Raw genomic sequence first — 14846 nt, 5'->3', positions numbered from 1 at the left:
CAGGCTATCGCCGCAACCGTTCTGCGGCAGCGGTCCGGGGCGGGTCACCGGATGGGCTCGTCACCGAGCACCGTGGTGCGCAGCATTTCCCGCGGGGAGCCGGGGTCGTACGGGGCGGCGCGATGCAGCACACCCCGGTTGTCCCAGATGACGGTGTCGCCCACCGACCACTTGTGCCGATAGACCTTGTCGGGCACCGTGGCGCGCCTTAGCAGTTCGGCCAGCAGTGCGCGGCCCTCGTCGAGATCCATCCCGACGATGTAGTCGGTGGAGGCGCCCAGCACCAGCGACTTCCGGCCGGTGCGGTGGGTCCACACCAGGGGGTGGGTGTGGGTGGGCCGAGCCCGCCACCGGGCCAGCTCTTCCGGTGTCGGGTCGGGTGTAACCCTGCGCTGGGACGCTTCCAGCGAGTGCACCACCCGCAGCGAGCCGAAGCGCTGTTTCTCGTCGTCGGTGAGCACGTCGTAGGCGGCGTAGGAGCTGGCGAACTCGGTCTCGCCGCCACGCTCGGCCACCTGCACCGCGGAGAGCACGGTGGCCTTCTGCGGGCACTCGTCGCCCATCGGCGTGCAGCCGTCGATATGCCAGTCGAAGGTGGCGCGCAGGTAGCTCGCCGCGGAATTCTTCGCGGTGTTCAACGTGATCGGATAGATGCCGGCGACCTCGTGGTGGCCGTCCGAGGAGAAGTCGACGCTGCCCAGCCGCGTGCAGAACGCCACCTGATCCCGGGGTTTGAGCTGCAGGTCGGGGAAGACCAGCACCCCGTTGTCCTCGAGTGCGTCGAGCACCGCGGCGGCGAGCTCATCGTCGTCGACCAGCCGTTGCGGGTCGACGCCGACGACCTCGGCGCCGACGGAGGAGGTGAGTTTGTTGATCGTGAGCAGACTCATCGGCTGCGTCCTTTCGGGCGATGGATTTCCGGTGGTCACGGAACCGGCCAGCCGGTGCGGATCATGACGGCGTCGGCAGCGTCGACGGGAGCGGGCTGGCCCATGACTTCCACCGCCATCGCCACCATGACCAGCGAATAGATCAGCTGCAGCAGGTTGAGGGCGTCCTCGGGGAGCTCGTCCAGCGTGAACTTGTCGCAGTAGTCGATCGCTTCCTCCAACCGCGGGAAGAACGCGTCGTAGAAGACCCGCAGCTCTGGGATGGTGCTGGCCAGCCTCTGGTTGAAACGTTCGGTTTCGGTTGGTAGACACCAGGTTTCGGTGAACTTCTCCAGTTCGGCGAAGGCGCTGGGCAGCCTCTTGACGGTCATCGGATCGCTCCTGCGCCGGCGGGGTCTTTCCGGTAGTCGTCCACCCAGTCGACGACCACCTTGTGCAGGTGGCGAACCAGGATCTCCTGATCGTTGAGGGGAAAATCGTCGACGATGCCGTACTCCAACGCGGCCTGGGTGCCGCCGAGCATGCCGGCGTCCTGCAGCGCGAACTCTTTGAGCACCACCGCCGCGACCTCGTGCTCGATGCGTTCGCGCACGGTGCGGGCCGGATGGAAGTAGGTATGGGCCTCGAACCGGTGGGTGTTGTGCGAGGTCGGCCAGTACCGGTACAGCAGGTACCAGCCGCCGTAGATGAGGATCTCGGTATTGGGAAAAATCTGGAAGTTGCTGATCCCCCACGGCTCGATACCGCCCGGATTCACCCCGGCCGGCAGCTCGCCGATGTCGGGGGTCTGCCAGGGGCCGACCAGCCCGCTGCGGGTTGCCCGCTCGATCGGGTACATGTACTCCGGGGGCAGCAGCCAGCGGCGCCGGCCGGCGGTGGACACCAACCGGTGCGGCCCGTCGAGCTGGAAGTGACCGCAGGTGAAGCCGGCGCCGGGTACCCGCACCGCAGCGGGAACCTGCTGGGAGTGCAGCGCCGGCACGTGGTAGTACTCCTGGAAGGCGTCGGCGAAGATCTTCCAGTTGCTGTTGTTGTGCGCCACCCAGTCGTAGCGTTCGGTCAGTTTGGCGAACGGGTAGTCGTCGAGACCGGTGATCATCGGCCCGAGAAATTCGCGCAGGCCCTGCCGTGGTTCGCGTGCGAAGTTGATGAAGATGAAGCCGTTCCAGATGTCGCAGTGCACGGCGATCAGGTCCGGGTCGGTGCCGTCGAATCCGTGGCTGCGGCGGCAGCGTTTGCAGGTGAACTCCTGACATTGCCCGGCGGTCTCGCGATCCGGGAAGTCGTCCCAGACCAGCTTCGTCGCACACCGCGGGCAGACATTGTGGAAGGCGCGCATCCCGCAGTCCGCGTGGACCAGGATGACCGACGCCCGGGCCGCTTCGATTTCCTTGGTGGCATAGCTGCCGTGGTCGGGAGCCTCCTCGACGCGGCCGACGTTGAGCCAGGCGCGCTTGAACACCGCCTCACGCTCGATCTCGTAGAACTCGCGCGACGTGGAATCGGCGAACGAGACCGGCCCGGTGCCGAGATCGTAGTGCTCGGTCCACGAACCCTCCGCGGGCCTACCGGATCGTTGCATCTGAACCTCCCTGTTTGCCTGGCGCCGGCGAAATTCGCTGTGTCACATCACTGATCCGCCGTTGACGCCCAGCACCTGCCCGGTGATGAAGCCTGCCTCCTGTGAGCACAGGAATCCGACCGCGGCGGCGATGTCGTCGGCGGTGCCCAACCGGCCCAGCGGGATGTTGGCGGCGATCTGTTCGCTGGGCGGCAGGTAACCGGCTGCCTGCGATTGGTACTGCATGGGCGTCTCGATACCCGAGGGCGGAATGTTGTTGACCGTGATGCCGTGCACGGCGTACTCGCGGGCCAGCGACTTGGTCAAGGTGATCACCGCGCCTTTGGATGCGGCGTAATGGGCGGCGAACGGCGTTCCCCGCTGGGCAGACGACGACGAGATCATCACGATGCGGCCCCAGCCGGCGTCGACCATGTCCGGCAACGCGGCCTGACAGCAGTGGAAGGTACCGGTGAGGTTGACGTCGAGGATTCGGGCCCACTCCTGCGGGGTGATGTCGGCGAAGGCGGAGTAGCCGAAGACGCCGGCGCTGGTGACCAGGGCGGCGACCGGACCGAGCTCACTGCGCACTTTGGCGAAGGCGTCGTCGACGATGGCGCGATCGGTGACGTCGACGCCGATGCCCAGCGCAGTCACGCCTACGCCGCGCAGGTCATCGGAGACCCGCTGTGCGGCTTGGTCATTGATATCCAGGACGGCGACCCGATAACCGCGCCGGCCCAGCTCGTGGCAGGAGGCCTCGCCCATGCCCGAGGCCCCGCCGGTGACGACGGCGACCCGCGGCGACACCACTGTGGTTGCATCCATCCCAGAGATATTATCAAGTACTTGTCATTAATCTCAAGTACTGGTTATCGACGCCGGTGACCACCGGTCAGGGCAGCTTGATCATCGAGACGTACATCGCGACCACCGGCCGGTAGAGGTCGATGTCGTCGAGTTGGCTGGCCAGCACGGCGGAATCGCTGGTGGCGACGAGCACCTGGGCCAGCGTGCGCGCCGGGATCAGCAGGGTCCCGCCGAGCCGTTCGACGCCGTCGACGATGAACTTCGCCAGCTGCTCGACGACCTCGGCCCGCTTGCCGGCGACCCGCTCGCGGGCTTCGGGGTTGCGCAGCAGGTACAGCGCGAACTCATGCCCGAGCGCGGCGTGCTCTGCGCCGCGGTCCTGGCTCAGCTGGCGCCAACGCTCGGCGATGTCGTCGAGCTCGCGCTCCCCGACCTGGCTCGCGTTCGTCATCACCTCGGCGAAATTGTCGAAATAGCGGCGCCAGTACCGGTCGCTGACAGCCAGGAAGAGTTCCTCCTTGCCGGCGAAGTGCTTGTAGATGGCGCCCTTGGTGTACCCGGCGGCCTGGGCGATGTCATCGAGAGTCGCTGTATTAAAGCCCTTTTCGGCGAATACTTCCTCGGCGGCATCCAGCAGCAGCGAACGGGTGTGGGCCAGCCTTCGCTCCCGGGTCCACCGCTCCACCATGGTCGAGATTATCCCACAGAATCTTCGATACCCCTTGGCAGCTGAGATACCGATGAGTATATTTTGCTCCACTGCGCCATCGGGAAGGGGACCGCATTATGAGTAGCGGCGTGTCGAGTCAGAAGAACGTTGTCGCCGAGCCGAAATCGCCGGTCCGCTCCGGCGGCGGGGCGATCCGGATCTGGGCGGCCGTGGGCGGGGCGCTGCTGGCGCTACAGCTGTATGTGTGGGCGCGGTGGATCACCGGCCCGTTCTTCGAACGAGTCCCGGTAGGGCCGAACGATCCGCCGATGTACATGAAGGTGCCCCTGATCGCCAACGCCGTCGTGTTGTGGGTCGGCCTGCCGTTCGCCATCTGGTGGTTTTTCATCCGGCCCTGGCGCCGCGAGCGGCGAATCACGCTGGACGGCATGCTGTTTGCATCGATGGGCCTGATGTTCTTCCAGGACCCGCTGCTCAATTACTTCAATACCTGGTGCACCTACAACACCTGGCTGTTCAACCGGGGTTCGTGGACGTCGCACATTCCGGGATGGGTGTCACCCGAGGAACCCGGCCGCCAGGTCGCCGAGCCGCTGTTGACGAACGTGCCGGGCTACGCCTACGGGGTGCTGCTGATCACCATCGTCGGATGCGCGGTGATGCGCAAGATCAAGGCGCGCTGGCCGGGCATCAGCAATCTTCGCCTGATCGCCGTCACCTATGCGATCTCGTTCGTCTTCGACTTCGTCATGGAGGGTCTGGTCCTGCTGCCGACCGGCTTGTACACCTACCCCGGGGCGATCCGCTCGGTGTCGATCAATGCCGACACCTACTACCAATGGCCCGTCTACGAGGGACTGATGTGGGGAGCCGTGCAGGCGGCGCTGTGTTCGCTGCGCTACTTCACCGACGACCGCGGCCGCACCGTCGTCGAGCGCGGACTCGATCAGGTCCGAGGCGGGTTCGCGCGGCAGCAGTTCACCCGGTTCCTGGCGATCTTCGCCGGGGTCAGCGCGTGCTTCTTCGCCTTCTACATGGGGCCCGCGCAATGGATCGCCCTGCACGCCGATCCGTGGCCACAAGACCACCAGAAGCGCTCCTACTTCACCGGCGGCATCTGCGGTGACGGCACCGACAAGCCGTGCCCGCATCCCGTTCTGCCGATGCCGACCAATCGCTCCGGCTACGTCAATGTCGACGGCCAACTGGTGATGCCCGAGGGCGTTTCGGTGCCCCCGATCGTACCGTTCGAGCCCGGGAACTGAGAAGGTGCGGCCCAACAGTCATTCTTCGGCGGTCGAAAGTCCCACTGCGGCGCCGTTTTACCGCGCGGTCGGCGACGAGGTGGAGGTCTTCCGGGCCGCGGCACGTCGCGGATTGCCGGTGTTGTTGAAGGGGCCCACCGGATGCGGGAAGACCCGGTTCGTGGAGGCCATGGCCCATCAGCTGGGCCGCGACCTGATCACCGTCGCCGGTCACGAGGACATGACGTCGGCGGATCTGGTAGGCCGGTTCCTGCTCAAAGGTTCAGAGACGGTCTGGGTGGACGGGCCGTTGACCCGCGCCGTACGCGAAGGAGCCATCTTCTATCTGGACGAGGTGGTGGAGGCGCGCCAGGACACCACCGTGGTGATCCATCCCCTGGCTGATCACCGCCGTGAGCTTCCGGTCGATCGACTCGGTACGACGGTGCCTGCGGCACCGGGGTTTCAGCTGGTGATCTCCTACAACCCCGGATACCAAAGCGTGCTGAAGAACCTCAAGGAGTCGACCCGCCAGCGGTTCGTCGCCATCGAGCTCGGCTTTCCGCCCGCCGAGATCGAGACCGAGATCGTTGCACGCGAAGCCGGGATCGACCCGCAGACTGCACGTGCGCTGGTCGCGCTCGGCAACGCCATCCGGAACCTGGACGGCTCACCGCTGCGGGAAGGATCCTCCACCCGGATGCTGATCCTGGCCGGCGGTCTCGTCGCCGAAGGGCTCGGCCTGCGCAGTGCCGTCCAGTCCGCCATCGTCGAAATTCTCTCCGACGACGCCGACGTCATCCGCGCGCTGGGGGAACTCGTCGACGCCGTTCTCCCCCCGCTGTGACCGAAACCCCGGACCGCCTCAGGTTCATCGCCAGCTACGTCGCGGGCCGGGCCCTCGACGTCTCGCAGGCGCCTGCGGGTGAAGCCGCCTATACGAACGGCCGCGCCGTCTTCGTGTCGGCGGGAGCCGGCTTGGCGACGCAGCGCCGCGAGATGCTCGTCCAAGCCGCTCTGCTCGGTGCCGGAAGCCTGAATCCGCGGCTGGTGAAGGCATTACGGGCGCGCCCGACGGTGGCCCGGCGCTACCTGGCACTCGAAGGCGACCGGGTGCTGGCCGAACTCGCCGACCGGCTTCCGCTGGCAGCGACACTGCGCTCCGGGCCGCGCCCGCGTACGGCGTGTTCCGAAGAATCACTTCAGGCGGCCAGGAGCCGGGTGAAGGTCGACGATCCGCCGGAGTGGTTCGGTGTCATCAAACCCTCGCAGCTGTTGACGTCACCGTCTGGCGCGAAGGCCACCGATGCGGACCTGCGCGCGGAACTCGACTTCGCCGAGGCGCCCGAGGACGCCGACGGCGACGGGTCGGGCGACAGCAGAATTCTCAAACTCTTCGACAATCCGGTCTTCAATTCGCCAGCGCTCTCGGACTTTCTGCGAAAGCTTCTCGGCGCCTCGCGTTCGGCCGGGGACAGCAACTCCGGCGGAGAGATGCCGGTGCGCACCCTGCGGCGGTCGCACTCAGTGGGTGCGACCGCCCGGCCGCTGCCGACGCGGATCCGATTCAGCGACGACGGAAGGCCCGCCGCGACGGTAGGCGTCGGCGGCGCCTGGTATCCCGAGTGGGATGTCTTCAACAACACCTACCGGCCCAACTGGTGCCGGGTGGTTGATTTCCCGTTCACTGTTGCTGCCGATGCCGCCGAAGCCGGTGTGCTCCACGATGAGGTGCTCCGGCGACGTCTGGCGCGTGTCGGGTTGGGCCCCAAGGCGTTACGTCGCCGCGCTGACGGCGACGAGCTCGACCTCGAGGCGCTCATCGAGTTGGTCGTCGACCTGCGCTCCGGCTATTCGCCGCCCGAACACATCTACACCGAACGCCGCAAGCTGGCCCGCAATCTCGGCGTGCTCATCCTGCTGGATGCCTCCGGGTCGGCGACCGATACCGATCCGGGTGGCCTGGCGGTACACGACCATCAGCGACGGGCGGCGGCCACCCTGGCCGTCACGCTTGAAGAGCTCGGCGATCGAGTAGCCGTCTACGCATTTCGGTCACAGGGCCGGCACTTGGTTCAGCTGCCGGCGATCAAGACATTCGGGCAACCTTTCGGCGCCCTCGGGCGAGCCCGACTCAACGGCCTTCAACCGTCGGGCTACACCCGGCTCGGCGCTGGAATCCGCGGCGCAGGACAGATTCTCAAGGCCGAGGCGGGTACCCCGAACCGTCTGCTGCTCGTCCTGTCGGACGGTTTCCCCTACGACGTCGGCTACGAAGGCCGTTACGCGCAAGCCGATGTCGGCAAGGCCATCGAGGAACTCCGCGCAGACGGCGTGGCCTGCCTCTGCCTCACCATCGGCGCCGCCGAGGCCAGTCGGCAGGTGTTCGGCGCTGCCAGCCACGCCAGCGCCATGACGCTGGCCGAGTTGAGCCCGCAGATGGACCAGTTGTTCTCGGCTGCGCTCGCCGAACTCGCCGCGCCGAAGCCGGCCCGGTGAGAGCGGCGGTCAGGGGTCTACGTGGTCACCGAACAGGGTATGACCGGTCCCCTGCTCGACCACGCGGGTCAGCAGCGCGCGCAGTGTCTCCTGCTCCTTTGGTGTCAGCACACCGAAGACCTTGTCGTGCGCGGCGATCGCGTCGGCGACAACCTCCGAGGCCACCGAGCGCCCCTCGTCGGTGAGATACGCCCGCAGAATCCGGCCGTGCCGCGGATCCTGTTTGCGCTCCACCAGACCGCGGCCCTCGAGCGCACTCAACGCCAGTTGCACCCCTTGGGGGGTGATCAGCAGCCGGCGGGCCAACTCGGCGCCGGACAGCCCGGGTTCACCGGACAGCTGACGTAACAACCCGATCTGCGCGGTGCTCACCCCGTGATCGCTGATCGCCTCGTTCACCGTCGTCAGCGAATAGTAGAAGGCCTGCTTGAGCAGCCACAGGGTATTGCGGGTGGGATCCATGCCCCTCCGATCAGCTGCGCTTGTAGATTCGGCCGTCCTTCATGACGAAACGCACGTCACCGGTGGTGCCGATGTCCCGGGTCGGATCTCCCGGTACCGCGATGATATCGGCGCGGTAGCCGGGCGCCAGCCGCCCCAGTTCGTCCGCGGCGTCGATGAGCTCGGCGCTGGTGACGGTCGCCGCGCGCAGTGCCTGCAGCGGTGTCATGCCGCGCTGCACCAGCGCGGACAGTTCCTTGGCGTTCTGGCCGTGCGGGATGGCCGGCGCGTCGGTGCCGCACGCGATGCGTACGCCCGCCTCGATCGCCCGGGGCAACATGGCCTTGGCTTGCGGGAACACCTCGGCGGCCTTCTTGCGCAGTTCGGGCGCAATCCGGTCGACGGCCATCGCGTCGGTCAAGTAGGTGGTGGAGACCAGGAACGTACCGTGCTCGACCATCATCTCCAAAGTGGCGTCGGTGGCCAGGAAGCCGTGCTCGATGCAGTCGATGCCGGCCCGGATACACGCCCGGATCGCGTTGTCGCCGATGGCATGGGCGGCCACCCGCACCCCCGCACGGTGCGCCTCGTCGGCGATCGCCGCCAGCTCGGCATCGGAGTACTGCTGGGCTCCCGGAGACGTGCTGTGCGACATCACCCCGCCCGAGGCCGACACCTTGATCAGCTTGGCGCCGTGGCGGATCTGGTAGCGCACGCAGGCGGTCACGTCGGGAACGCCGTTGGCGATGCCCTCGGCGACCGACAGCGGCATGACACCCGGCGCGAGCCGTTGGAAGACCGTCGGATCCAGGTGCCCGCCGTAGGGGGTGACGGCATGACCGGCGGGATAGATACGCGGACCGACGTGCCAACCCTGGTCGATGGCGCGCTGCAGGGCGACATCGAGAAGGTACCCACCGGTCTTGACCATCAGGCCCAGGTTGCGCACGGTGGTGAACCCGGCTTCCAGGGTGGTCCGCGCATTGACCGCGGCCCGCAGCGTGCGGTAGGCCGGGTCATCCTGCACCCCGTGCAGCGGCGTGGGAAGCCCTTCGGGGCTGCCCGGGCCGCCGATGAGCAGGTTGAGCTCCATGTCCATCAGGCCGGGCAGCAACGTGACGTCGCCGAGGTCGATGTCGTCGGCGGAAACGTCTACGGGTGCTTCGGAATTGATCGCGGTGATCCGGCCGTCCTCGATCACGACGACGGCCGGTGAGCGCACCATCCCGGCGTCGATGTCGAGCCACCGGGCGGCTCGCAGCACGGTGGTTTCGGTCATGCTCACGGGAACGGCTCGGAGACGCACTCGATGACAGCGGCACCCGAGTCGGGGACTCGCGGCTGCTTCCAGGATTCGGCCGGAAACGCCACCGTGATCATGGAGTACAACAGGTGCATCAGGTTCAGCACATCCTCGGGCATGTCGTCGAGGCTGAACTTGTCGCAGTAGGCGAGTGCATCTTCGGCGCGGGCCGTGATGGCGTCGTAGAAGGCCTGCATGTCGGCCATGGAACTGTTCATGCGCTTGGCGTAGCGCTCCGGTTCAGTGCCGAGACACCAGTCGTTGAACGGCTCGAGGTCGCCGAATTCTCTCGGCAGCATAGTGGTCATCAACACTCACACCCTCGCGTTCGCCTGTTCGTATTCGGCGATCCACTTGGCGGTTTCGCAGTGGAAATGCCGGATCAGCACCTCCTGGTCGTTGAGCAGGAAGCGGTCCACCGCGCCGGTGCTGAGCATCGTGTGGGTCGCCTCCAAGGTGCTGGCATCCTGCAACCCGTACTCCTTGAACGACACCGCCGCGAGCTCCTGGGCGACCCGCTCGCGCGGCGTACGAGGCTGCGGAAAGTACAGCGTGCCTTCGAAAATGTGCGAGTCGTGCGACGTCGGCCAGTAGTGGTAGGTCAGATACCAGCCCTGGCCCCAGAACAGAATGGTGAAGTTGGGGAAGATCTGGAACGAATCCAAGCCCCAGGGATCGCATTTCGCCGGGTTCAGGCCCTCCGGCATCGGCCCGATGTCCGGCGCGTCCCATGGGCCGAACAACCCGCTCTGGCAGATCTCCTCGATGGGCTTGCGCATCTCCGCGGACATCTCCCAGGCCCGCACCCCCGAGGTGCTCACCAGCCGATGCGGCCCTTCCAGACGGTAGTGGGGTGCTTCGAAGCCGGCTTCTTCGGCGGCCACCCGGAAGGCCACTGGCGTCTGGTTCCCGTGCAGTACCGGCGCGTGATAGAACTCCTGGAACGCGTCCAGGAACAGCTTCCAGTTGGAGTTGACGGCCGATCGGTACTGCCACCGTGACGTCATCATCCCGAACGGGTAGCCGTCCAATGCCGTGACCATCGGCCCGAGGAATTCGCGCAGCGATTGTTCGGGCTCCCGCGCGAAGTTGACGAAGATGAAGCCTTCCCAGACTTCGCAGTGCACGCCGACCAGCCCGTAGCGGCTCTTGTCCAGGTCGAAGAACTCCTCTTCCTGCTGCACGTAGGTCAGGTTGCCGTCGAGGTCGTAGCGCCAGCCGTGGTATTTGCAGGTGAACTGGCGGCAGTTCCCGCTGGTCTCCTCCAGCGGCATGGTGTCCCAGACCAGCTTGTTGCCGCGGTGACGGCAGACGTTGTGGTAGGCCTTGACCTCGTCAGATGCCGTGCGCACCACGATGATTGAGGTGTTGACGACCTTGAGTTCCTTGGTGTAGTAGCTGCCCTTTCGCGGAAGCTGTTCTACTCGACCGACATTCAGCCAGGCCCGCCGGAAGATCGCCGCCCGCTCCTTCTCGTAGACCTCCGGCGTGACGGAATCCCGGTAGGACACGGGTCCGGTACCGAGTTCGGGATAGTGCTGGGTCCAACTGCCCTCGGGCGGCTTCGGAAAACGCGCCACAACCACTCCTGTCCTAGCCGACTCAGCTCACGAGCCTCGATGGCGCCGACGCTATCGACTACCCCGTTCAATGTCAAGTAGTTGATACTGGCGGCGGTATCGCCTCGTGGGGCTCCGGGAAAGGAAGTTCGGCCTTTAGGGCTGGCTCAGCGCCGGATCGTTGCCGCTCTCGGCCTGCAATGCGGTGGTGGCCAGCATCTGCTCGACCACGTTCTTGCCCAGGGCACTGTCGCCGGGCAGCTCGATCGGATAGTTGCCGTCGAAGCAGGCACTGCACAGCCGCGAGCGGGGCTGCTCGGTGGCCGCGATCATGTCTTCCAGCCCGACGTAACCCAGGCTGTCCGCGCCGATGGCGCGGCGCACCGCCTCGAGCATCTCGGCCTCGTCCTCGACGACGTTGGCGATCAGCTCGGCGGGCGAGGCGAAGTCGATGCCGTAGAAGCACGGCCACTTCACCGGCGGGGAGGCGATCCGCACGTGCACCTCGATCGCGCCGGCCTCCCGGAGCATCCGCACCAGCGCCCGCTGGGTGTTGCCCCGCACGATCGAGTCGTCGACGACGATGAGCCGCTTCCCGCGAATGATCTCCCGCAGCGGGTTGAGTTTGAGTCGGATACCGAGCTGGCGGATGGTCTGCGACGGCTGGATGAACGTCCGTCCGACATAGGCGTTTTTGGTCAGGCCCTGCCCGTAGGCGATGCCGGACTCCTGGGCGTATCCGACCGCGGCCGGGGTGCCGGACTCCGGCACCCCGATGACCAGGTCGGCGTCGACCGGATGCTGGCGGGCCAGCCGCCGGCCGATCTCCACCCGGGTGGCGTGCACCGAACGGCCACCGATGGTGCTGTCGGGCCGGGCCAGATAGACGTACTCGAACACACAGCCCTTGGGGGTGGGGTTGGCGAACCGGGTGGAGCGCACCCCGTCGGCGTCGATCGCCAGCAGCTCACCGGGCTCGATGTCCCGGACGAACGAGGCGCCGACGATGTCGAGCGCGGCGGTCTCGGAGGCGACCACCCAGCCGCGATCCAGCCGCCCCAGCGACAACGGCCGCACCCCCCACGGGTCACGGGCGGCGTAGAGGGTGTTCTCGTCCATGAACGTCAGGCAGAAGGCGCCGCGCGCCGTCGGCAACAGCTCCAGCGCCGCCTGCTCCAGGGTGATATCGGCGGCCCCGTGCGCCAGCAGCGCACCCAGGATGTCGGAGTCGGTGGTGGCGACGCCGGGACGGCGGGTGTCGAGCAGGCCCAGTTCGCGGGCGCGGCCGGCCAGTTCGGTGGTGTTGACCAGGTTGCCGTTGTGGCCCAGCGCCACCCCGGTGCCGGCCGCGGTGTTGCGGAACACCGGCTGGGCGTTCTCCCAGGTGGTTTCGCCGGTGGTGGAATAGCGGCAGTGTCCGATCGCCACGTGGCCCGACATCGCCGCCAGCGTCTGCTCCTCGAATACCTGGCTGACCAGGCCGAGATCCTTGAACACCAGCACCTGCGAGCCGTCGCCGACCGCGATCCCGGCGGCCTCCTGGCCGCGGTGCTGCAGCGCATACAGGCCGTAATATGTGAGCTTCGCTACTTCTTCACCGGGAGCCCAGACACCGAAGACACCGCATTCTTCGCGGGGCGGGTTTTCAGGGTCTTCCGCCTGCTGGTCAAGCACGTTGTGTCTGCTCCCGGGGGCGCGCGTAGATGACAGCGTTCAGTCTACGGTCAATCTGCGCCGAGTTTCACCAACGGCAGCCACTCGGCGATCTCGCCGGCCCGCGAGCCCGACAACCGCAGCTTTCCGGCGGCGGTCGCCGCGCCCGGCGAAAGCAGCCCGGCGACCAACAGCAGCCAGCTGCGCGGATCGGTTTCGACGACGTTCGGCGGGGTGCCGCGGGTGTGTCGCGGCCCGGCGATGCACTGCACGGCCACGAACGGCGGCACCCGCACTTCGACGCTGGCGCCCGGGGCCAGCGCGGCCAGGGTGCGCGCGGTCAGGCGGACCGCGGCGGCCAGCGCGGGGCGGTCCGGGGCGGGCAGGCGCTCGTCGCGCAGCCACTCGGCGAGCGCCAGGACGGCTTGGCGGGTCTGCGCCGGGTCGACTGCTGCGGGCATGTGCCTCAGGGTATGCCGGGCCGCCTAGGACACCGGGCCTTCGGTTCCCCGGGCCGCACGCAACGCGGTCCGGATCCGCTCGGTGTCCTGCGGCTGCCACCCGTCCGGCGGCAGCACGGCCACCCAGCCGTCCAAGATGGTGTCCGCGTAATTGTGCCCGTGCCCGGTCGGCATCGACTCGCCGTGCGCCAGGTCGGCGCTGACCTGCCAGAACGTCACCACCGGATACCAGCGCATGGACGCGGTACGGTCCGGGCCGGGCGGCTCGGTCAGCCAGTCCGGCCGGGCGAACAGCAGGTCCGGCGACCACCAGACCACCGGGTCGGAGGCGTGCTGTAGGAACAGCACCCGGGTGCCCAGCCACGGCGGCGCGGCGATCCGGGCGATCTCAGCGGGCAACGTGCCCTGGGAGAACCGGACGGTACGGCCGTTGTCGTAACGGGGCAACGTTGCGGTGCTGCCGGGATCGCGCCGCACCAGCAGCGCGTGCCACAGTGGGCTGGCCTGCGGGGGGCCCACCCACAACACCGCCTCGAACCCCATCTCGGCGATGTCGGGCAGCCAGTCGAACGCGGCCTGACCGGCCATCGCCCCCAGGCTTTCCCCATAGAGCACCAGCTTGGGACGGTGCTCGGCGGGCAGACGTTGCCAGCGTTCGGCGATGGTGTGCACCAGCAGCCGGCCGGAGTCCATCGACTTGCGCTGGTCGGCCAGGAACGAGATCCAGCTCGGCAGATAGGAATACTGCACAGCGACGATCGCGCTATCGCCGTTGTAGAGCATCTCCAGCGCGTCGGCCGCGGCCGGATTGACCCAACCGGTGCCGGTGGTCGGCACCACGACCAGCACCTGGCGGTCGAAGGCGTGCGTGCGTTCCAGTTCGTCGACCAACAGCTCCATCCGGGCCTGGTCGTCGCCGGCGCTGTGCAGCCCGGCGTAGACGCGGATGGGTTCGCGGGCCGGCCGCCCGTTGATCCGGCTCAGTTCGGCAGCGTGCGCTCCCCCCGAGACGAAGCTGCGGCCCTGGCTGCCCAGGGTCTCCCATGGCGCCAGCGACGCCGGGCTGCCGGAGCGCTCCGGCTGCTGGGGCTGGATAGCCCAGGGCTGGGTGGCGCTGTTCTCCGGCTGAAACACCGCGCTGGCACCCGCGAAGAACCCGCGGATCAGCACCCCGTTGATCAGGGTGATCAGGACGACGACGACGATTGCGGTGCCGATGAACAGGGCGACCTCGCTGTGCAGGTGCCAGCGCCGGATCAATGCGCGCGCCACCAGCCGGCTGGCGTCGATCAGGGTGCGGACCGCCGACACCAGGGCGGCGGCGACACCGATGGCGAGACCGAGGGTGCGCAGGTAGCCCAGCGTCGCCGGGCCCTCGATGCCCAGCAGCTCCGACACCTGCCGTTGCCAGCCGGCGGCCGGAAGCACCATCAGCACGCATGCGGTCGGCGCCGCCACCACCACGGCCGCCTTCAGGGCGAACAACACCCGCTGCGACGGCGGCCACCACCGGGCACCGCGCAGCACGAGCCGGTCGACCACCGCCCCGATCACCACGCCCAGCCCGTACCCGAAGGCAGCGTTGATGCCGCCGATCAGCCCCTGGAACAGCCAGTCGCGCGGCAACAGCGACGGAGTCAGCGACAGGCAGAAGAACAAGGCGCCGAACGCCACCCCGACGAACTTCAGCCGCAGCAGCCCCCACGCCCACACCAGCAGCGGGTGCCTGCCCCGCGGTGCGACCGTGGTCCCCAT

At 67.5% G+C, this 14846-nt stretch carries 15 protein-coding genes; 3 read left to right on the top strand and 12 right to left on the bottom strand.

Annotation, left to right across the window (positions count from 1 at the left end; all coding sequences use genetic code 11):
- Window positions 1-44: 44 nt before the first annotated feature.
- From AC5Y4Q_RS01260 to AC5Y4Q_RS01240, 5 genes are all read right to left on the bottom strand, one after another.
- Window positions 45-890, bottom strand: a complete 846-nt coding sequence (locus AC5Y4Q_RS01260) for a TauD/TfdA dioxygenase family protein (protein ID WP_499957632.1) — start codon at window positions 888-890, stop codon at window positions 45-47.
- A 35-nt stretch (window positions 891-925) separates the two neighbouring features.
- Window positions 926-1261, bottom strand: a complete 336-nt coding sequence (locus AC5Y4Q_RS01255; protein WP_064921440.1) for a hypothetical protein — start codon at window positions 1259-1261, stop codon at window positions 926-928.
- On the bottom strand, window positions 1258-2472 hold the full coding sequence (locus AC5Y4Q_RS01250) for an aromatic ring-hydroxylating dioxygenase subunit alpha (RefSeq protein WP_064921439.1): 1215 nt from the start codon (window positions 2470-2472) through the stop codon (window positions 1258-1260). Before AC5Y4Q_RS01250 ends, AC5Y4Q_RS01255 begins: the two co-directional genes overlap by 4 nt.
- Before the next feature lie 42 nt (window positions 2473-2514).
- Window positions 2515-3279, bottom strand: a complete 765-nt coding sequence (locus tag AC5Y4Q_RS01245; protein ID WP_499957629.1) for an SDR family NAD(P)-dependent oxidoreductase — start codon at window positions 3277-3279, stop codon at window positions 2515-2517.
- Window positions 3280-3346: 67 nt separating this feature from the next.
- Window positions 3347-3949, bottom strand: coding sequence for a TetR/AcrR family transcriptional regulator (locus AC5Y4Q_RS01240; protein WP_064921437.1), 603 nt, complete (start codon window positions 3947-3949; stop codon window positions 3347-3349).
- Between the two features lie 98 nt (window positions 3950-4047).
- Here AC5Y4Q_RS01240 and AC5Y4Q_RS01235 point away from each other — a divergent pair, with 98 nt between their 5' ends.
- The 3 genes from AC5Y4Q_RS01235 to AC5Y4Q_RS01225 are packed head-to-tail and all read left to right on the top strand — an operon-like array spanning window position 4048 to window position 7674.
- Window positions 4048-5196 (top strand): spirocyclase AveC family protein, encoded by a 1149-nt coding sequence (locus tag AC5Y4Q_RS01235; RefSeq protein WP_082952584.1) that lies wholly within the window; start codon window positions 4048-4050, stop codon window positions 5194-5196.
- Window positions 5197-5200: 4 nt separating this feature from the next.
- The gene (locus tag AC5Y4Q_RS01230; RefSeq protein ID WP_499957625.1) at window positions 5201-6022 is read left to right on the top strand and encodes a CbbQ/NirQ/NorQ/GpvN family protein; all 822 of its coding nucleotides are present in this window, start codon (window positions 5201-5203) and stop codon (window positions 6020-6022) included.
- Window positions 6019-7674 (top strand): nitric oxide reductase activation protein NorD, encoded by a 1656-nt coding sequence (locus AC5Y4Q_RS01225; RefSeq protein WP_499957623.1) that lies wholly within the window; start codon window positions 6019-6021, stop codon window positions 7672-7674. Before AC5Y4Q_RS01230 ends, AC5Y4Q_RS01225 begins: the two co-directional genes overlap by 4 nt.
- 9 nt (window positions 7675-7683) lie before the next feature.
- Here the strand turns inward: AC5Y4Q_RS01225 and AC5Y4Q_RS01220 are convergent, their stop codons facing one another.
- The 7 genes from AC5Y4Q_RS01220 to AC5Y4Q_RS01190 form a co-directional block, all read right to left on the bottom strand.
- Entirely contained in the window at window positions 7684-8136 is a 453-nt protein-coding gene (locus AC5Y4Q_RS01220; protein WP_064921433.1) for a MarR family winged helix-turn-helix transcriptional regulator, read from the bottom strand.
- A 10-nt stretch (window positions 8137-8146) separates the two neighbouring features.
- Window positions 8147-9394 carry a metal-dependent hydrolase family protein gene (locus AC5Y4Q_RS01215; RefSeq protein WP_125225366.1) on the bottom strand — a complete coding sequence of 416 codons (1248 nt, stop codon included), beginning with the start codon at window positions 9392-9394 and terminating at the stop codon, window positions 8147-8149.
- A gap of 2 nt (window positions 9395-9396) precedes the next feature.
- The gene (locus AC5Y4Q_RS01210) at window positions 9397-9726 is read right to left on the bottom strand and encodes a hypothetical protein (protein ID WP_125225343.1); all 330 of its coding nucleotides are present in this window, start codon (window positions 9724-9726) and stop codon (window positions 9397-9399) included.
- A 6-nt stretch (window positions 9727-9732) separates the two neighbouring features.
- On the bottom strand, window positions 9733-10998 hold the full coding sequence (locus tag AC5Y4Q_RS01205) for an aromatic ring-hydroxylating oxygenase subunit alpha (protein WP_125225342.1): 1266 nt from the start codon (window positions 10996-10998) through the stop codon (window positions 9733-9735).
- Between the two features lie 135 nt (window positions 10999-11133).
- A complete protein-coding gene (purF, locus tag AC5Y4Q_RS01200) occupies window positions 11134-12651 on the bottom strand; it encodes an amidophosphoribosyltransferase (protein WP_064921430.1) in 1518 nt (505 codons plus the stop codon).
- A 50-nt stretch (window positions 12652-12701) separates the two neighbouring features.
- Window positions 12702-13091: a sterol carrier family protein gene (locus tag AC5Y4Q_RS01195; protein WP_064921429.1), complete on the bottom strand. Its 390-nt coding sequence runs from the start codon at window positions 13089-13091 to the stop codon at window positions 12702-12704.
- A 24-nt stretch (window positions 13092-13115) separates the two neighbouring features.
- Window positions 13116-14846, bottom strand: a complete 1731-nt coding sequence (locus AC5Y4Q_RS01190) for an alpha/beta hydrolase (protein WP_125225341.1) — start codon at window positions 14844-14846, stop codon at window positions 13116-13118.

It is taken from the genome of Mycobacterium sp. NGS16, assembly GCF_059813225.1.
The sequence above is the reverse complement of the archived record's forward strand: the minus strand, read 5'-3'. Positions and strand labels throughout refer to the sequence as shown.